Source organism: Pseudomonas aestiva (assembly GCF_039908605.1).
Classification (GTDB): domain Bacteria; phylum Pseudomonadota; class Gammaproteobacteria; order Pseudomonadales; family Pseudomonadaceae; genus Chryseomonas; species Chryseomonas aestiva.
Map to the genome: position 1 here is coordinate 145,890 of NZ_CP150916.1, position 17,033 is coordinate 162,922.

Sequence of the window (17,033 nt, forward strand, 5' to 3'; positions counted from 1 at the left end):
CCATGCGCCTGCTCTCGACCGTTCCGCCCGGGGCCCGCCTGACCCTGCTGCTGTGCTTTATCGTCGCCCTGCTGGAGGGCATGGACCTCCAGGCTATGGGCATCGCCGCCCCGGCCATGGCCAAGGCCTTCGGCTTCCAGCCGGGGCAGATGGGCCTGGTGTTCAGCGCCAGCATCCTCGGCCTGCTGCCCGGCGCCTTCATCGGCGGCTGGTGCGCCGATCGCATCGGCCGCAAGCGGGTGCTGATCGCCTGCGTGCTGATCTTCGGGGTCTTCTCGGTGGCCACCGCCCATGTCTGGAGTCTGGAGAGCCTGCTGCTGGCGCGGCTGCTCACCGGCATCGGCCTGGGCGGCGCCCTGCCCAATCTGATCGCGCTGTCCGCCGAGTCGGTGGACGAGCGCGCCCGCGCCACGGCGGTCAGCCTGATGTACTGCGGCGTGCCCCTGGGTGGCGCCCTGGCGGCGGTGGTGGGGCTGCTGGACGTCGGCCGCTGGCAGACGGTGTTCTATGTCGGCGGCCTGACGCCGCTGCTGGTGGCGCCGCTGCTCGGACGCTACCTGGCGGAGACCGCCGGCTTTCTGCGCAATCGAGGCGGACCTCAGTCGAGCGGCTCGCCCGGGGCCTGGCTGGGCGCCATCCCGCTGTCGACCACCCTGCTGCTGTGGCTGGGCTATTTCTTCACCCTCACGGTGATGTACATGCTGCTCAACTGGCTGCCGTCGCTGCTGGTGGGCCAGGGCTTCAGCCGCGGCCAGGCGGTGGGGGTGCAGATCCTCTTCAACCTGGGCGGCGGCATCGGCTCGGTGCTGTTCGGCCTGCTCATGGATCGCTGGCGGCCACGGCTGACGGTGCTGGCCATCTACCTGGGCATCCTGCTAGGGCTGGCCGGGCTGGGTCTGGCCGAGGCCTATCCACTGGTGGCCCTGGCCGGTTTCGCCGCCGGGCTGTTCGTGGTGGGTGGCCAACTGGTGCTCTATGCCCTGGCGCCGCAGCTCTATCCGGCGGCGGTGCGGGCGACCGGGACCGGCGCGGCGGTGGCGGTCGGGCGTCTGGGCGCCATGGCCGGACCGCTGCTGGCGGGTCAGGTCCTGGCCCTGGGCGGTGGCGCGGCGACCCTGGTGGTGGCCACCACTCCGGCGGTGCTGGTGGCCGCGGGCGCGGTGCTGGCCCTGCTGCAGCGGCGGACGGCGGCGCCTGCGGCGGCGGCCCGCGCCGAGGCGCCTGGTCATGCGTAACGGTATGGGGGCGCTCTACGACGACGTCCTGCTGCTGGACGGCGTGCGCACGCCCTGGACCGATCTGAGTGGCGCTCTGGGGCAGGTATCGCCCACTGACCTGGGCATCACCGTGGCGCGGGCGCTGCTGGCGCGCGGGCATGCGGCCGGGGCGGTGGATTCCGTGCTGGCCGGCTCGGTGGCCCAGGCCAGCTTCGATGCCTATCTGCTGCCACGCCATATCGGCCTCTATGCCGGGGTGCCCGAGGCGGTGCCGGCGCTGCAGTTGCAACGGGTCTGCGGCACCGGCCTGGAGCTGCTGCGCCAGGCCGGCGATCAGTTGCAGAGCGGCCAGGCCAGCCAGGTGCTGTGCGTGGCGGCCGAGTCCATGACCCGCAATCCCATCGCCGCCTATACCCACCGCAGCGGCTTTCGCCTCGGCGCGCCGGTGGAATTCCACGACTTTCTCTGGGAGGCGCTCAAGGACCCGGCGGCCGGACTGGACATGATCGCCACCGCCGAGCGCCTGGCGCAGCGCCACGGCATCGCCCGCGAGGCCGTGGATGCCTGGGCGCTGCGCAGTTTCGAGCGGGCCCTGGCGGCCCAGCGCCAGGGCTGGTTCGCCGCAGAGATCGTGCCGGTGGCGGCGGCGCGCTTCGAGGCCGCGGGCCTGGCGCCGCGGGAGTTGCGCCTGCCGCGGGGCTGTGCGGTGGTCGAGCATGACAGCCATCCACGGGAAACCTCGCGGGAGGCCCTGGCACGGCTGACGCCGGTGCATCCGGGCGGGGTCCAGACCGCCGGCAACAGTTGCGCGGTGGCCGACGGCGCCGCCGCCGTGCTGCTGGCGCGGGGCGCGGACGCTCCGTCGGCACGGGCACTGGCCTGGGTGCGCGGCAGTTGCGTGGTAGGCGTGCCGCCGGACGTCATGGGCAGCGGCCCGGTACCGGCCATCCAGGGCCTGCTCGACCGCGCCGGCCTGGCGCTAGAGACCATCGACCGGCTGGAGATCAACGAAGCCCAGGGCGCCCAGCTGCTGGCAGTGCAGCGCGCCCTGGAGCTGGATCCGGCGCGGCTCAATGTGCATGGCGGCGCCATCGCCCTGGGGCATCCGCTGGCTGCCACCGGCCTGCGCCTGGCCATCACCCTGGCGCGTCAGCTGCGCGCCGAGGGGCTCAGGTACGGGGTAGCGGCGGTGTGCATCGGCGGTGGGCAGGGGATGGCGGTGCTGCTGGAGAATCCGGGGTGGCGGGGGTAGGGCGGAACAGCGGGGTTTCGATCGCGCCGGACAGCGTCTCTCCCTCGGGGGGAGGGGCTAGGCTTCGGCGTGTTGGGCTTCGCGGGGCTTAGCCTAACCTACCGATGGCGCACGTCGCGCCTGACAGCCCCCTCTCCCTCGGGGAGAGGGTTGGGGTGAGGGTAGCTTTCCACCCAACCTACGAAGGCTCCACCGGCGGCACGACCAGGGGCGGGAAATGGATGGCCACCCGCAGGCCCTGGCCACCTGCCGCGGTCGCCAGTTCGATGCCGGCATCGTGGGCGGTGGCGATGTCGCGGACGATGGCCAGGCCCAGGCCGGTGCCATGGATGCCGCTGTCGAGGCGATAGAAGCGCTCGAAGATGCGTTCGCGCTCCGCCTCGGGAATGCCCGGGCCGTCGTCTTCCACCTCCAGTACCGTGGCTCCGGCCTGGCCACGCAGCCGCACCGTGACCTGACCGCCGCGCGGGCTGTATCTGAGGGCGTTGTCGACCAGGTTGTCGAGCAGGTCGCGCAGCTGGAAGGCATTGCCCTGCACGGTCTGCGGCTCCAGTTCGTAGCCCAGGTCGATGCCGTGGCCATCGGCCTGGGACAGCTGGCTGGGCATGGCTGCGCCGATCAGTTCGTCCAGCCGCAGGGGCTCGCGCGGCGGGCTTTCCAGCCGCGCGGTGGCGGCGCGGGCCAGGGTCAGCAACTGGTTGGTCTGGCGGGTCATGCGCTCGGTGGCGGCCTGGAGCTGCGCCAGGGCCGCGGCGCTTTCGGCATCGCCGGCATGGCGCTGGCGCAGCCACTGGGTCAGGGTGCTGATGCCGGCCAGCGGGGTGCGCAACTGGTGCGCCATGTCATCGAGAAAGGCGCGCTGGTTGCGCGCGCCCTCGCGGATGCGCAGCAGGAGACCGTTGAGCGCGGTGACGAAGGTGCCCAGTTCGCGGGGCGCACCCTCTTCGCGCAGCGGCGCCAGGTCATCGTAGTGACGGCTGTCGAGCTGACGCTCCAGCCGTTCCAGGGGCTTGAGGCCCCGGCGTACCGCCCAGAGCAGCTGGGCGGCGATCAGCAGGGCGACCAGGATCTGCACCGCCACCAGGGTCAGCACCATGCGCTGCAGGGCGGCGGTGTGGCGACTCAGGGTCTGGGCCACGCTGGCCACCACCGGTTGCCCGGCCACCACGCCCAGGCGGCCGACCATGAATACCGAGCGATCGTTGATGCGGGTGCGCAGGGCGGTGGTATGGCCGTCGCGCATCTCGTCGGTGATCTCCTGGACCGGCATGGCGGCATCGCCGAACAGCAGCTGGCCGTCGAGGCTGCGCACCGCCAGCCAGACGTGGTCGTGGCTGTTGTGGCGCAGCAGGTAGTCGGCTTCCGTCGGCAGCCACAGGCGGCCGTTGCCATCCACTTCCAGCTGTTCGAGCAGCAGGATCGCCGCATCGGTGAGATCGCCGTCCAGGGCGCTGAAGGCCGGTTTGCGGGCGAACTGGTAGCTGACCACGGCGCCGCCGAGATTGACCAGCAGCACCGGCAGCACCAGCCATTTCAGCAGCCGCCGGCGCAGGCTGGGCGCGGTGGCGGTCATGGCGCGGCTTCTTCCAGGCGATAGCCGAAGCCGCGCACGGTGCGGATGCCGACCCCGGAGTCGGCCAGTTTCAACCGTAGCCGCGAGACATAGACCTCCACGGCGTTGTGGGTCAGGTCCTCGCTGCCCCAGGGGGCCAGGGCGTCGATGATCTGCTGCTTGGAGACCACCTTGCCGGCCTGGCGCAGCAGGTGTTCGAGCACTGCCCACTCGCGGGCCGAGAGATCCAGCGGGGTGTCGCCGAGGCGCGCCTGGTGGGCGGCGGTGTCCAGGCGCAGGGCGCCGAGGGCGAGGTCGGCGCTGTTCTGGCCACCGGCGCGACGGACCAGTGCCTTGATCCGCGCCACCAGCTCGGGCACGGCGAAGGGCTTGACCAGGTAGTCGTCGGCGCCCACCTCGAAGCCGTGCACCCGGTCGTCGATGGCGTCGCGGGCGGTGAGCAGCAGCACCGGCTGGTCGCTGCCACGCTGGCGCAGGCGGCGGACCACCTCGAAGCCGTCCAGGCCACCGGGCAGGCCGATGTCCAGCACCACCACGGCGAAGCGGGTGGTGCGCAGCCAGGCGTCGGCCTCGGCGCCGTTGCGCAGGAGGTCGACCTGCATGCCATGGCCTTCCAGGACGCGGCGGATACCGTCGGCCAGGGTGGCGTCATCTTCGACGAGCAGGATGTGCATGGGGAGTCCTTGGATTCAACGCGGTTCGGTCGCCGTGCCGCCGATTATGCACACGCTCTCAGCGGGGCAGGGTGCAGAAATCGCCCAGCGCCCGCACCAGGGCCAGGCGGTGGAGAGCATCGGGGTGTGCGGCGGCGAGATGGGCGGCGAGGGCGCGATCCAGCTGCGCCGGGCAATCCGCGGCGGCGCGCAATTCGCCGGTGGCGGCGAGACCGCCGAGCAGCCTGGCCTGGAGTTCGTTCAGTTGGGTCCTGAGTGCCGTTAGGTCCGTCGTGCTGGCGGGCAGCGGCTGTTCGTTGCGCCGCCAGGCCTGCAGCAGGCCGTATTGCACCAGCTTGTTGGCTTCCATCTGGGCGGCGAAAAAGGTCTGGGCGGTGGCCGGTGAGACGCTGGCGGCGGGCGCGGCCTGGGCGACGTCCTGCAGCACCTGGCGTTCGCGGACTTCGTCCAGCACCGGCTTGCCGCTGTCGTGCTTGCTGCGGGCGACCTGATCGGCCAGCGTCAGGCGCTGGGCCATGGCGTCCAGCAGGGCCGGCAGCGGCGCCGGCGCGGCCTGGGCGCCGAGGGCGATACTCAAGAGCGGCAGGAAGAGCCAGCGAGCACTCGACATGACGGACCTCCAGGGCAGGGAAAGGGCCCCGAAGCTCGCACGGGGTCGCGGAGTGGTCAAGCTGGCCGGGGCAGGGCGGTTGCACGGGAATGAGGGAGTGGGGTGAGGGCGTCCGGCGTAGGGTGGAAAACCGCGGAGCGTTTTCCACTCGGGTGCTGTGTCTCTGTGGATGAGGCTGCGCCGTCATCCACGCTACGGGATCGACCGCAGGCGGTAGGTTCTGGCGGAGTCGAGCCTATGCCGGTGGCTTCGGCCGGAGGGGTGCCCTCACCCCAACCCTCTCCCAGGGGGAGAGGGGGCGGAGCGAGCGTCCGGCGTAGGGTGGAAAACCGCGGAGCGTTTTCCACGCGGGTGCCGTGCCTCTGTGGATGAGGCTAGGCCTCCTGCGTCGCCCGTACCTCGGCGGTCAGGGCCTGGAGGCGGGCGTCGAGGGCGGTCAGGGCGCCGGCGTCGGCGGCGGTGTCCAGGCTCAGGCGCAGGGCGGCCAGCACCAGCAGCTCGATGGCATCACCGCGGCGGCGATCGCCCTGGATGGCGACCAGTTCGTCGCGCAGGCGGGCGGCGGCCTGTTGCAGGGCGGCGCGGTCGCCTTCGGCCACCTTGAAACGGTAGCGGCGACCGAGCACCTCCACCTCGTCGCCCGCGTTGGCGGTCTTCACTCGACGCTGGCCGCGTGGCGCTGCTCGGCGTCGGCGGCTACCGCCTGCTCGACGGACTGAGCGGAGAGCAGGGCCAGCAGGCCTTCCACGCGCTGGCGGGTGCTGGCGCCGTGTTCTTCCTGCTCCAGCAGACTCAGTTGCAGGGTGTCGTTTTCCTCGCGCGCGGCCAGCAGGGCCTGCTCCAGCTCCTGGGTGCGGGCGGTCAGGCGCTGGTTGTGCTGCAGCAGGCCGCGGATGGCGGTTTCCAGTTCGCTCAGGGTGTTGTCCAGCATGGGCGCGGTCGTCTCTCGTGTCAGGTTCGGGACTGCCAAGGCGGCAGGGGTCAGCATTCTAGGCCTCTCACCGACCACCGGCACCCCATTAGTAACAGGCTAAGCCCTTGTTTTGCCAAGAGGTTCACGGGGGTGGGCAGCGAGCTGACCGGCTGTCAGGCAGTTGTCAGGTTGCGCTAAGGGGGCCGTAAGGCAAGACGCCTTAGCCTGGGCTCACCGCGTCGGCTGTCCTGTCCCGGCGCCCCTCGCTTCGGATGAGCCGCCATGACCGATCTGTCCCAGAGCACCGCCCCGCGTCAGCTGGACGAGCCTTTCCTGCCGTTCTCGCGGCCCAGCATCGGCGCCGAGGAAGTAGCCGCGGTGAGCAAGGTGCTTACCTCGGGCTGGATCACCACCGGGCCCCAGGCCAACCTGCTGGAAGAGCGCTTCGCCGATTCGGTGGGCGCCGCCCACGCCGTCGCCCTGTGCTCGGCCACGGCCGCCATGCACGTGACCCTGCTGGCGCTGGACATCGGCCCCGGCGACGAGGTGATCACCCCCTCGCTGACCTGGGTCTCCACCGCCAACATGATCACCCTGATCGGCGCCACCCCGGTGTTCGTCGACGTCGACCGCGACACCCTGATGGTCTCCGCCGAGCAGGTGGCCGCCGCCATCACCCCGCGCACCAAGGCCATCGTGCCGGTGCACTACGCCGGCGCCAGCTGTGACCTGACCCCGCTGCGCGCCCTGGCCCGCGAGCATGGCGTGGCCTTGATCGAAGACGCCGCCCACGCCGCCGGCACCCGCTACCAGGGCGAGTCCATCGGCCAGCGCGGCACCGCCATCTTCAGCTTTCACGCCATCAAGAATCTGACCTGCGCCGAAGGCGGCATGCTGGTGACCGACGACGCCACCCTGGCCGAGCGGGTGCGCCGCTTGAAATTCCACGGCCTGGCGGTGGATGCCTTCGACCGTCACGCCCTGGGCCGCAAGCCCCAGGCCCAGGTGCAGGAGCCCGGCTTCAAGTACAACCTCTCGGACATCCACGCCGCCCTGGCACTGGTACAGCTGGATCGCCTGGGCGACATCAACAGCCGCCGCCGGCTGCTGGCCCAGGCCTACACCCAGCGCCTGGCGCACCTGCCGGTCGCCCCTCTTTCGCTGCCCGACTACGCCCAGACCCACGCCTGGCACCTCTACATCCTGCGCATCTGCCCCGAGCGGTGCGGGATGGAGCGCGAAGCCTTCATGGGCGGCCTCAAGGCGCGGGGCATCGGCACCGGCATCCATTTCACCGCCACCCACCTGCACCCCTGGTACCGCGAGCGCTGGCCGGAGCTGGCGCTGCCCAACAGCGAATGGAATTCGGCCCGGCTGTGCTCCATCCCGCTGTTTCCCGACATGACCCTCGCCGACGTCGACCGCGTGGTCGGCGCCATCGAAGACCTGCTGGAGAAAGGCGCATGAAGCCCTATGCCATCGACCGGGTATCCGTGGTGATCCCCGTCTACAACGAAGAAGCCAGCCTGCCGGAACTGCTGCGCCGCACCCGCGCCGCCTGCCGCCTGCTGGATTGCCAGGTGGAGATCATCCTGGTCGACGACGGCAGCCGCGACCGCAGCGCCGAACTGCTGCAGCAGGCCGCCAGCGAGCCGGACAGCCCGGTCGTGGCAGTGCTGCTCAATCGCAACTATGGCCAGCACTCGGCGATCCTCGCCGGCTTCGAACAGGCCCGTGGCGATCTGATCATCACCCTGGACGCCGACCTGCAGAATCCGCCGGAAGAGATCCCGCGCCTGGTGCACACCGCCGCCCAGGGCTACGACGTAGTCGGCACCGTGCGCCAGCAGCGCCAGGATTCCTATCTGCGCACCCTGCCGTCGCGGCTGATCAATCGCGCCGTGCAGCGCTCCACCGGCGTCGCCATGCGCGACTACGGCTGCATGCTGCGCGCCTATCGCCGCCAGGTGGTGCAGTCGATGCTGGCCTGCCACGAGCGCAGCACCTTCATCCCGATCCTGGCCAACAGCTTCGCCCGCCACACCACCGAGATCGAGGTGGCCCACGCCGAGCGCGAACACGGGGATTCCAAGTACGGCTTCCTCAAGCTGATCAACCTGATGTTCGACCTGCTGACCTGCATGACCACCACCCCGCTGCGCATGCTCAGCCTGTTCGGCGGTGGCCTGGCCATCTTCGGTTTCCTCTTCGCCGCGCTGCTGCTGGTACTGCGCGTCACCCACGGCGCCGAGTGGGCGGCCGATGGCGTGTTCTCGCTGTTCGCCGTGCTGTTCATCTTTACCGGCGCCCAGTTCGTCGGCCTCGGTCTGCTCGGCGAGTACCTCGGCCGGGTGTACCACGACGTCCGTGCCCGGCCCCGGTTCCACGTGGAACAAGTGATCCGCGCCGCCACCCTTTCTCCTTCGCCGGCGCCGCTGCGCCAGGTCCAGTAACAGGAAAGCCCCTGATGAAAACCGCCATCGTCTTCGCCTACCACGACATCGGCTGCGCCGGCCTCGCCGCGCTGATCCAGGCCGGCTATCCCATCGCCGCCGTCTTCACCCACCCGGATGACCCGAGCGAGAACCGCTTCTTTGGTTCGGTGGCCCAGCTCTGCGCCCGCCACGGTATCCCGGTGCATGCCCCGGAAGACGTCAACCACCCGATCTGGGTCGAGCGCATCCGCGCCCTGGAGCCGGATTTCATCTTCTCCTTCTACTACCGCAACCTGCTGTCCAACGACGTCCTGGCCTGCGCCAAGCGCGGCGCCTACAACCTGCACGGTTCGCTGCTGCCGCGCTATCGCGGTCGCGCCCCGGCCAACTGGGTGCTGGTCAACGGCGAGACCGAGACCGGCGTGACCTTGCATCGCATGGTCCAGCGCGCCGACGCCGGCGCCATCGTCGCCCAGCAGCGCGTCGCCATCGCCGCCGACGACACCGCCCTGACCCTGCACGCCAAGCTGCGCGAAGCCAGCCAGACGCTCCTGCGCGACAGCCTGCCGGCCCTGGCCGAAGGCCGCCTGACCGAGCGCGAGCAGGACGAGAGCCAGGCCACCACCTTTGGCCGCCGCAGCGCCGCCGATGGCGAGCTGGAGTGGAGCCGTCCGGCCGTGGAGCTGGGCAACCTGGTGCGCGCCGTGACCCAACCCTATCCGGGCGCCTTCGGCTGGATCGGTGATCGCAAGCTGATCGTCTGGAGCGCCCAGGCGCGTCAGGAAAGCCATGACCAGGCCCCCGGCAGCGTGCTGAGCCTGGAGCCGCTGCGCATCGCCTGTGGCGAAGGCGTCCTGGAAATCCAGGCCGGCCAGCTGGGCGACAACGGCCTCTATCTGTCCGGTCCGCAACTGGCCCGCGAAGCCGGCCTGGTGGCCGGTGCCCGCCTGCACCGCCAGGATCGCCGCGCCAAGCGCCGTACCCGGGTGCTGATCCTCGGCGTCAACGGCTTCATCGGCAACCACCTCTCCGAACGCCTGCTGGCCGACGGCGAGTACGAGGTCTATGGCCTGGACATCGGCTCCGACGCCATCGAGCGGCTCAAGGCCGATCCGAATTTCCACTATGTGGAAGGCGACATCTCCATCCACACCGAGTGGCTGGAATACCACATCAAGAAGTGCGACGTGGTGCTGCCGCTGGTGGCCATCGCCACCCCCATCGAATACACCCGCAATCCGCTGCGCGTGTTCGAACTGGACTTCGAGGAAAACCTCAAGATCGTTCGCCACTGCGTGAAGTACGGAAAGCGCGTGATCTTCCCGTCCACCTCCGAGGTGTACGGCATGTGCCAGGACGAGCGCTTCGACGAAGACCGCTCCAACCTGGTGGTCGGCCCGATCAACAAGCAGCGCTGGATCTACTCGGTCTCCAAGCAGCTGCTCGACCGGGTCATCTGGGCCTACGGCGCCAAGGGCCTGAGATTCACCCTGTTCCGCCCGTTCAACTGGATGGGTCCGCGTCTGGATCGTCTGGACTCGGCGCGCATCGGCAGCTCCCGCGCCATCACCCAGCTGATCCTCAACCTGGTGGAAGGCACCCCGATCAAGCTGGTCGACGGCGGCGCCCAGAAGCGCTGCTTCACCGACGTCGACGACGGCATCGAGGCGCTGTTCCGCATCATCGAGAACCAGGGCGGTCGTTGCGACGGCCAGATCATCAACATCGGCAATCCGGACAACGAAGCGAGCATCCGCGAGCTGGCCGAAGAGCTGCTGGCCCAGTTCGAGGCCCATCCGCTGCGCCATGAATTCCCGCCCTTCGCCGGCTTCCGTGAGGTGGAGAGCAAGAGCTTCTATGGCGACGGCTACCAGGACGTGGCCCACCGCAAGCCCAGCGTGGAGAACGCCCGCCGCCTGATCGACTGGCAGCCGAGCACCGCCATGGCCGCCACCGTCGGCAAGACGCTGGACTTCTTCCTGCGCGAAGCCATGGCGCAGCGGGAGGCCTGATGAACACCCTGATCCCGGCCAGCCTGCGCATCGACGTGGACACCTATCGCGGCACCCGCGAAGGGGTACCGCGGCTGCTCGACCTGCTGGACGAAGCCGGGGTCAAGGCCACCTTCTTCTTCAGCGTCGGACCGGACAACATGGGGCGCCACCTCTGGCGCCTGGTGAAGCCCACCTTCCTGTGGAAGATGCTCAGATCCAAGGCCGCCAGCCTCTACGGCTGGGACATCCTCTTGGCCGGTACCGCCTGGCCGGGTCGCCCCATCGGGCGCGACCTCGGTCACCTGATGCGCGAGACCCGCGCCCGCGGCCATGAGGTCGGCTTGCACGCCTGGGACCACCACGCCTGGCAGGCCCATACCGGCAGCTGGAGCCTGGAGCGCCTGGGCGCCGAATTCGGCCGTGGCCTGCAGGCCCTGGAAGACATCCTCGGTGGCAAGGTGGACTGCTCCGCCGCCGCCGGCTGGCGCGCCGATCCGCGGGTGGTGCTGGCCAAGGAAGCCTTCGGCCTCAGGTACAACAGCGATTGCCGCGGCAGTGCGCTGTTCCGCCCGCGGCTGGGCAACGGCGGCCACGGCACCCCCCAGGTGCCGGTGGACATGCCGACCTTCGACGAGGTGGTCGGCCCGGAGCTGGCCGCCGGTGACTGGAACAACTATCTGCTCAAGCGCTTCCGTCCGGGGGCGCTCAACGTCTACACCCTGCACGCCGAGGTGGAAGGCATCGCCTTCGCCGAGGATTTCCGCGCCCTGCTCAAGGCCGCGCGGGAGGAGGGCATCCTGTTCCTGACCCTGGGCGACCGCCTGCCGGCCGATCCGCGCCAGTTGCCCGCGGGCAACCTGGTGCGTGGCAGCCTGGCCGGACGCCAGGGCTGGCTGGGCGTGCAGGCATGAGTCGGCGGCGCCTGTGGATGCTGCTGCCGCTGGCGCTGCTGGCCTATGCCTTGCCGCTGGCCTGGCGCGGCCTGTGGATTCCGGACGAGTCGCGCTATGCGCAGATCGCCCAGGAACTCTGGCGGCGTGGCGACTGGGTGGTGCCGCACTTCCTCGGCCTGCCGTATTTCGAGAAACCCATCGGCGGCTACTGGACCCAGGCCATCGCCCAGGCCTGGCTCGGGGATTCGCTGCTGAGCGTGCGCCTGGTGCCCTTGCTGGCCAGTCTCGCCACCGCCGCCCTGGTGGCGCGCCTGACCCGGCTGATCTGGCAGGACCGCCCGCTGGCGCTGCTCGCCGGGGTGGTCTATCTGTCCTGCGTGGCCGTGGCGGGGCTGGCCACCTACGTCACCCTCGACGCCCAATTCGCCTTCTGGATGGCGTTGGCGCTGCTCGCCCTCTGGCAGGCCCAGGCCGCCGAAACCCGTAGCGCGGCCCTGGGCCAGTGGGCGCTGCTGGGACTGGCCTGTGGCTGCGGCCTGCTGACCAAGGGCTTTCTCGCCCTGGTGCTGCCGGTGCTGGTGGCCGTGCCCTTCTTCCTCCTGCAGCGGCGCCTGGGCGAGTTGCTCCGCCGCGGCCCCCTGGCGGTGCTGGTGGCGATCCTGGTGGTAGCGCCCTGGGCGCTGCTGGTGGCCCGGCGCGACGCGGATTTCTGGAATTTCTTCTTCTGGCACGAGCACATCCAGCGTTTCGCCGGCCAGGATGCCCAGCACGAGCGGCCGTTCTGGTTCTATGGCCCGGTGCTGCTGCTGGCCATCCTGCCCTGGGCCGGCCTGCTGCCGCGTACCCTGGGCCGGACCTGGCAGGAGCGCCGCCATGCCGGTACCGCCTTCCTCGGCATCGCCGTGGTCGGCCAGTTGCTGTTCTTCAGCTTCAGCCGCGGCAAGCTGCCCACCTACCTGCTGCCGACCCTGGCCGCCCTGGTGCCGCTGCTGGCGCGCACCCTGCTGGAGGCGGGCAGGCGCGACGCCACCGGCGCCCTGCGCCTGAACGGCCTGTGCAATCTGCTGCTGGGCCTGGCCGGCGTTGCCGCCCTGCTGATCTATGGCGGTCGCCTCTACGATAGCGGCGAAGGCCTGACCCGCGCCCTGGCCCTGCTGGCGCCCCTGGCACTGCTGCTGGCCGGCCTGGCCACACTGGTCTGGCCGCGGCGCACCCTGCTGGCGCCGGCCCTGGCGCTCTGGGTGCTGCTGCCGCTGCTGTCCATCGCCCTGCCCAACAGCCTGGTCGACAACAAGCTGCCGAGCAGCTTCATCCAGGCCCAGCTCGGTCATTTCAAGAATGCCGGCCTGCTGGTCAGCAACGACCTCGGCGTGGCCGCCAGCCTGGCCTGGGCCACCCACCGCGACGACGTGGTGCTGGTGGGCGGTCCGGGCGAGCTCAAGTACGGCTTCGCCCGCGAGCCGGCCAGCGGTCGCCTGATCGAAGAGCGCGACCTGGCCGCCTGGCTCGCCGCCCATCGCGACCAGGGTCCGGTGGCCATCCTCTTGCGGGTCGACGGCCCCAGCGATCGCCAGCTGCTCGACAGCCTGCCCGAGCCCGGCGAGAGCATCGCCAGCGAGCGCCTGGTGCTGCTGGTCTATCCGAGGCCGGCGCCATGACCGCCCTCGACGGCCTGCTGATCGCCGTGGTGATCGGCCTCACCTGCGCCGGCCAACTGGGCCAGAAGCGCGCGGTGACCGCCGGCAATGCCCTGGCCGCGCGACTGCGCTCGCCCTGGCTGTGGGGCGCCCTGGTCTGCCTGGGCCTGGCCCTGCTGGTCTGGTGCGCGGTGCTGCAGCGGGTGCCGGTGGGCGTCGCCTATCCCTTGCTCTCGCTCAACACCCTGGCGGTGACCCTGCTGGCCCGCCTGGTGTTCGGCGAGGCGGTGGATGCCCGCGCCTGGTGTGGCTGCCTGTGCATCGTCGCCGGCGCCGCCCTGCTGGGAGGCCAGCTATGAACGGCCTGTTGCCGCTTGGCCTGAGCATCCTGCTCACCACCCTCGCGCAACTGTCTCTGCGCGCCGCCCTGGTGCGGCTGCCGGCGATGGCCACGTGGTTGAGCACGCCGTCGGCGCTGTTCGGCGCGGCCGGGCTGCTGCTGGCCCTGGGCATCCTCTGCTATGGCTTGTCGCTGCTGGCCTGGCTGGCCGCCCTGGCGCGCCTGCCGCTGGGTCGCGCCTATGCGGCGCTCGGCCTCTCCTACGTCTTCGTCCACCTCGGAGCGGCCTGGCTGCCGGGCGCCGCCGAATCCTTCACCCCCTGGAAAACCCTGGGCGTCGCGCTGGTCGTGGCCGGCGTCGCCCTCGTCGGCGGGCCCCGCGCCAGCGCCGCTCCCACCCTGAGGAATACCCTATGAACATCAGCGTTTTCGGCATCGGCTACGTGGGTCTGGTGCAGGCCGCCGTGCTGGCGGAAGTCGGCCACCAGGTGGTGTGCATGGACATCGATCGCGCCAAGATCGACAAGCTCAAGCGCGGCGAGGTGACCCTCTATGAGCCGGGTCTGGAAGAGCTGGTGCGCAGCAACCTGGCTGCCGGGCGCCTGGTGTTCACCCACGAGGCCGCCGAGGCCGTGGCCCATGGCGCCGTGCAGTTCATCGCCGTCGGCACCCCGCCGGCCGCCGATGGCTCGGCCGATCTGTCCGCCGTCTTCGCCGTGGCCGAGACCATCGCCCGCCTGCGGCGCGAGCCGCTGATCGGCCAGCCGGTGTCCCGCGATCCGCTGCTGGTGGTGAACAAGTCCACCGTGCCGGTGGGCACCGGCGACCGCGTCCGCGCGCTGATCCACGAGGTGCTCGCCGAAGAGGGTCGCACCCTGCACGTGGAGGTGGTCTCCAATCCGGAATTCCTCAAGGAAGGCGCCGCCATCGCCGACTGCAAGAAGCCCGATCGCATCGTGGTGGGCACCGATTCGCCGGTGGCCCGCGACGTGATGCGCGAACTCTATGCGCCCTTCAACCGTAACCATGACCGCATCCAGTGCATGGACCTGCGCAGCGCCGAGCTGGCCAAGTACGCCGCCAACAGCCTCTTGGCGGTCAAGATCAGCTTCATCAACCAGATCGCCGAACTGGCCGAGCACGTCGGCGCCGACATCGAGGCGGTGCGCCAGGCCATCGGCGCCGATCCGCGCATCGGCCACCACTTCATCTACCCGGGCTGCGGCTACGGCGGCTCCTGCTTCCCCAAGGACCTGCAGGCGCTGATCCGCACCGGCGAGGAAAACGCCGTGGAGCTGGATCTGCTGCGCGCCGTGGAAGCCATCAACGTGCGCCAGAAGACCAAGCTGTTCGAGCGCATCAACACCTACTTCGACGGTGACCTGCGCGGCCGCACCTTCGCCCTCTGGGGGCTGGCCTTCAAACCCAACACCGACGACATGCGCGATGCGCCCAGCCGGGTGCTGATGGAGGCCCTCTGGGAGGCCGGCGCCAAGGTGCGCGCCTTCGATCCGGTGGCCATGGCCGAGGCCCAGCGCCTCTATGGCCATGACGAGCGCCTGGCACTGATGGGCACCCCCGAAGCCGCCCTGGCCGGGGCCGATGCCCTGGTCATCTGCACCGAGTGGCAGCAGTTCAAGGCCCCGGACTTCGATCTGATCGCCCGCCAGCTCAACCAGCCGGTGATCTTCGACGGTCGCAACCTGTTCGATCCCGAGCGCATGGAGCGCCGCGGCATCGAATACTTCGCCATCGGGCGTGGCGCCGCCCTGGGCGGTCCCCAGGTCGCCCGCCGCGTGGATGCCGCCTGATGGTCTCGCCCATGCCCCTGACCCCACGCAGCGCGCCCCTCTACGCGCTGCCGGCGGCCAGTCGCCTGCGCCGCGAAAGCCTGCTGCTCGGGGTGGTCGCCACCCTGATGTTCACCCTCGGCATCTGGAACCAGGCGCCCCAGGGCTTCGACGGTCGCTGGGCGGTCTTCCTCGGCGAGATGTTTCGCCATGGCCCGTCCTTTTTCGCCACCACCTATGGCCAGCCCTATCCGGACTATCCCGGCACCGCCACCTGGCTGAGCTGGCTGGCCGCGCGGGTGATCGGCGCGCCCAATCACTTGGCCAATGTGCTGCCCACCGCCCTGGCCTCGGCCGCGGTGCTGGCGCTGACCTATCGCCTGCTGGCCGACACCCGCCGCGCCTGGGCGCTGCTCACGGTGCTGTTGGTGGCCCTGACCCCGCAATGGCTGGAAAAGGCTCGCGCGGTCTGCCTGGACCAGCTGGTCGCCCTGGTGGTGCTGCTCTGCTTCTACCTGCTCCATAGCGCCGACCGCGACGGCCGCCCGCTGCGCCGTCTGCTGGTGCTGCCGCTGTTCGCCCTGGGCTTCGCCATCCGCGGCCCGCTGGGGCTGATCGAGCCCTGTGGCGTGGTCTGCCTTTACTGGCTGGTGGTCGCCTGGGGCGAGCCGGCGCGGCGCACCCTCGCCGTGCAGCGCCTGCTGGGCTACGGCCTGGCCGGTCTGGCCTTGCTCGCCCTCGGCTGGTGGACGCTGATCCAGCTGGCCCATCATGAGGGCGGGGCGGACTTCGCCGCCGAGGTCTGGCACATGCAGGTCACTGGCCGGCTGGACGAAAGCGGCAAGCCGTTCTGGTTCTATCTGCAGCTGGGGCTGTATCGCTATCTGCCGGTGCTGCCGCTGGCGCTGCTGGTGCTGCTGGCCGAGCACCGTCGTCTGCTGGCCTGGCCGCACACCGCCCAGCGCCGCCTGCTGCTGGGCCTCGCCGGGAGCGGTCTGCTGATCCTGGTCGGGTTGTCCATCCCGCACTTCAAGCGCGCCTACTATGTGGTGCCTATGGTGCCCTTCCTGGCCGCCATCGCCGCCCATGGCCTCCTGCGCGCCGAGGGCTGGTTCCGCCGGGTCGCGCCGCTCTACACGGCGCTGGTGCTGGCGCTGCCCGGACTGGCCCTGGTGGCCATGCTGGTCTGTCGTCACCTCTGGCAGCGCCATGGCTACTGGCCGGATGTCTCGCTGGCGTTGCTGGTACCGGTCTTCGTCGCCCTGCAGCTCGCCGCCCTAGTCAGCTGGCGCCGGCTGCACGGCCACCGCCGCCTGCTCACGCTGAGCGCCCTGGCGCTGGCCGCCCAGTGGCTGATGCTGGTCACGGTGGTAGAGCCGGCCCAGGACCTGCAGTACGACACCCGCGGCTTCGTCCAGCAGGTGGAGGGTCTGCGCCAGCAGCAGCCGGGCCCCCTGGTGTTCTTCGGCCTCGGTCAGGACAGCTGGGCGATCCGCTACATGATGAATCTGGACCACGACGAGCAGCCGATCTTCATCGCCCGGCCGCAGGTCGCGGACCTGGCGCACCTGCCGTCCGGCGCCTGGATCATCCTTGCCCGTGACGACCGTGAATTGCTGGCGGGCACCCCGCTGGCCGACCTCACCCCGGTGCTGGGTCGCCGCCTCAACGGCAATCCCTGTCTGGTGTATCGCCTGCCCTGAGG

At 70.4% G+C, this 17,033-nt stretch carries 16 protein-coding genes; 11 read left to right on the forward strand and 5 right to left on the reverse strand.

Annotated elements, in window-relative coordinates; all coding sequences use genetic code 11:
- Window positions 1-2 precede the first annotated feature (2 nt).
- Window positions 3-1,235, forward strand: coding sequence for a 3-(3-hydroxy-phenyl)propionate transporter MhpT (gene mhpT / locus AABM56_RS00735; RefSeq protein WP_133860347.1), 1,233 nt, complete (start codon window positions 3-5; stop codon window positions 1,233-1,235).
- Window positions 1,228-2,469 carry a thiolase family protein gene (locus AABM56_RS00740; protein WP_347883790.1) on the forward strand — a complete coding sequence of 414 codons (1,242 nt, stop codon included), beginning with the start codon at window positions 1,228-1,230 and terminating at the stop codon, window positions 2,467-2,469. The genes mhpT and AABM56_RS00740 overlap by 8 nt, the downstream gene beginning before the upstream one ends.
- Window positions 2,470-2,647: 178 nt before the next feature.
- Here AABM56_RS00740 and AABM56_RS00745 read toward each other — a convergent pair whose 3' ends face one another.
- The 5 genes from AABM56_RS00745 to AABM56_RS00765 all read right to left on the reverse strand — a co-directional run bounded on the left by AABM56_RS00745 (window position 2,648) and on the right by AABM56_RS00765 (window position 6,257).
- On the reverse strand, window positions 2,648-4,042 hold the full coding sequence (locus AABM56_RS00745) for a sensor histidine kinase (protein WP_133860349.1): 1,395 nt from the start codon (window positions 4,040-4,042) through the stop codon (window positions 2,648-2,650).
- Window positions 4,039-4,716, reverse strand: coding sequence for a response regulator transcription factor (locus AABM56_RS00750; RefSeq protein WP_133860350.1), 678 nt, complete (start codon window positions 4,714-4,716; stop codon window positions 4,039-4,041). The genes AABM56_RS00745 and AABM56_RS00750 overlap by 4 nt, the downstream gene beginning before the upstream one ends.
- A 58-nt stretch (window positions 4,717-4,774) precedes the next feature.
- Window positions 4,775-5,326 (reverse strand): chorismate mutase, encoded by a 552-nt coding sequence (locus AABM56_RS00755; RefSeq protein ID WP_133860351.1) that lies wholly within the window; start codon window positions 5,324-5,326, stop codon window positions 4,775-4,777.
- 374 nt (window positions 5,327-5,700) lie between these two features.
- Window positions 5,701-5,985: a cell division protein ZapA gene (gene zapA / locus AABM56_RS00760; protein ID WP_133860352.1), complete on the reverse strand. Its 285-nt coding sequence runs from the start codon at window positions 5,983-5,985 to the stop codon at window positions 5,701-5,703.
- Entirely contained in the window at window positions 5,982-6,257 is a 276-nt protein-coding gene (locus AABM56_RS00765) for a hypothetical protein (protein WP_133860353.1), read from the reverse strand. The genes zapA and AABM56_RS00765 overlap by 4 nt, the downstream gene beginning before the upstream one ends.
- A 300-nt stretch (window positions 6,258-6,557) precedes the next feature.
- Between AABM56_RS00765 and arnB the strand changes: the two genes are divergently transcribed.
- From arnB to AABM56_RS00810, 9 genes are read left to right on the forward strand one after another with little or no spacing between them, the layout of a single operon-like run.
- Entirely contained in the window at window positions 6,558-7,706 is a 1,149-nt protein-coding gene (gene arnB / locus AABM56_RS00770; protein ID WP_263259660.1) for a UDP-4-amino-4-deoxy-L-arabinose aminotransferase, read from the forward strand.
- Window positions 7,703-8,692 (forward strand): undecaprenyl-phosphate 4-deoxy-4-formamido-L-arabinose transferase, encoded by a 990-nt coding sequence (gene arnC / locus AABM56_RS00775; protein WP_068384540.1) that lies wholly within the window; start codon window positions 7,703-7,705, stop codon window positions 8,690-8,692. Before arnB ends, arnC begins: the two co-directional genes overlap by 4 nt.
- Window positions 8,693-8,703: 11 nt before the next feature.
- Window positions 8,704-10,686: a bifunctional UDP-4-amino-4-deoxy-L-arabinose formyltransferase/UDP-glucuronic acid oxidase ArnA gene (arnA, locus tag AABM56_RS00780; RefSeq protein ID WP_347884140.1), complete on the forward strand. Its 1,983-nt coding sequence runs from the start codon at window positions 8,704-8,706 to the stop codon at window positions 10,684-10,686.
- Window positions 10,687-10,697: 11 nt separating this feature from the next.
- Complete coding sequence (gene arnD / locus AABM56_RS00785; protein ID WP_133860598.1) at window positions 10,698-11,579, forward strand: 4-deoxy-4-formamido-L-arabinose-phosphoundecaprenol deformylase; 882 nt, start codon at window positions 10,698-10,700, stop codon at window positions 11,577-11,579.
- Complete coding sequence (gene arnT / locus AABM56_RS00790) at window positions 11,576-13,219, forward strand: lipid IV(A) 4-amino-4-deoxy-L-arabinosyltransferase (RefSeq protein ID WP_263259654.1); 1,644 nt, start codon at window positions 11,576-11,578, stop codon at window positions 13,217-13,219. The genes arnD and arnT overlap by 4 nt, the downstream gene beginning before the upstream one ends.
- Window positions 13,216-13,557 carry an EamA family transporter gene (locus AABM56_RS00795; protein ID WP_133860354.1) on the forward strand — a complete coding sequence of 114 codons (342 nt, stop codon included), beginning with the start codon at window positions 13,216-13,218 and terminating at the stop codon, window positions 13,555-13,557. Before arnT ends, AABM56_RS00795 begins: the two co-directional genes overlap by 4 nt.
- Window positions 13,554-13,955, forward strand: a complete 402-nt coding sequence (gene arnF, locus AABM56_RS00800; protein WP_017639274.1) for a 4-amino-4-deoxy-L-arabinose-phosphoundecaprenol flippase subunit ArnF — start codon at window positions 13,554-13,556, stop codon at window positions 13,953-13,955. Before AABM56_RS00795 ends, arnF begins: the two co-directional genes overlap by 4 nt.
- Complete coding sequence (locus AABM56_RS00805; RefSeq protein ID WP_133860355.1) at window positions 13,952-15,349, forward strand: UDP-glucose/GDP-mannose dehydrogenase family protein; 1,398 nt, start codon at window positions 13,952-13,954, stop codon at window positions 15,347-15,349. The genes arnF and AABM56_RS00805 overlap by 4 nt, the downstream gene beginning before the upstream one ends.
- Window positions 15,349-17,031, forward strand: coding sequence for a glycosyltransferase family 39 protein (locus AABM56_RS00810; RefSeq protein ID WP_133860356.1), 1,683 nt, complete (start codon window positions 15,349-15,351; stop codon window positions 17,029-17,031). The genes AABM56_RS00805 and AABM56_RS00810 overlap by 1 nt, the downstream gene beginning before the upstream one ends.
- The last annotated feature ends 2 nt before the right edge of the window (window positions 17,032-17,033 follow it).

Excerpts from the sequence above, each read along its gene's own strand:
- mhpT (WP_133860347.1), top strand. The coding sequence starts at position 3 with ATGCGCCTGCTCTCGACCGTTCCGCCCGGGGCCCGCCTGACCCTGCTG.
- AABM56_RS00740 (WP_347883790.1), top strand. The coding sequence starts at position 1,228 with ATGCGTAACGGTATGGGGGCGCTCTACGACGACGTCCTGCTGCTGGAC.
- AABM56_RS00745 (WP_133860349.1), bottom strand. The coding sequence starts at position 4,042 with ATGACCGCCACCGCGCCCAGCCTGCGCCGGCGGCTGCTGAAATGGCTG.
- AABM56_RS00750 (WP_133860350.1), bottom strand. The coding sequence starts at position 4,716 with ATGCACATCCTGCTCGTCGAAGATGACGCCACCCTGGCCGACGGTATC.
- AABM56_RS00755 (WP_133860351.1), bottom strand. The coding sequence starts at position 5,326 with ATGTCGAGTGCTCGCTGGCTCTTCCTGCCGCTCTTGAGTATCGCCCTC.
- AABM56_RS00765 (WP_133860353.1), bottom strand. The coding sequence starts at position 6,257 with ATGCTGGACAACACCCTGAGCGAACTGGAAACCGCCATCCGCGGCCTG.
- arnC (WP_068384540.1), top strand. The coding sequence starts at position 7,703 with ATGAAGCCCTATGCCATCGACCGGGTATCCGTGGTGATCCCCGTCTAC.
- arnT (WP_263259654.1), top strand. The coding sequence starts at position 11,576 with ATGAGTCGGCGGCGCCTGTGGATGCTGCTGCCGCTGGCGCTGCTGGCC.
- AABM56_RS00795 (WP_133860354.1), top strand. The coding sequence starts at position 13,216 with ATGACCGCCCTCGACGGCCTGCTGATCGCCGTGGTGATCGGCCTCACC.
- arnF (WP_017639274.1), top strand. The coding sequence starts at position 13,554 with ATGAACGGCCTGTTGCCGCTTGGCCTGAGCATCCTGCTCACCACCCTC.
- AABM56_RS00805 (WP_133860355.1), top strand. The coding sequence starts at position 13,952 with ATGAACATCAGCGTTTTCGGCATCGGCTACGTGGGTCTGGTGCAGGCC.
- AABM56_RS00810 (WP_133860356.1), top strand. The coding sequence starts at position 15,349 with ATGGTCTCGCCCATGCCCCTGACCCCACGCAGCGCGCCCCTCTACGCG.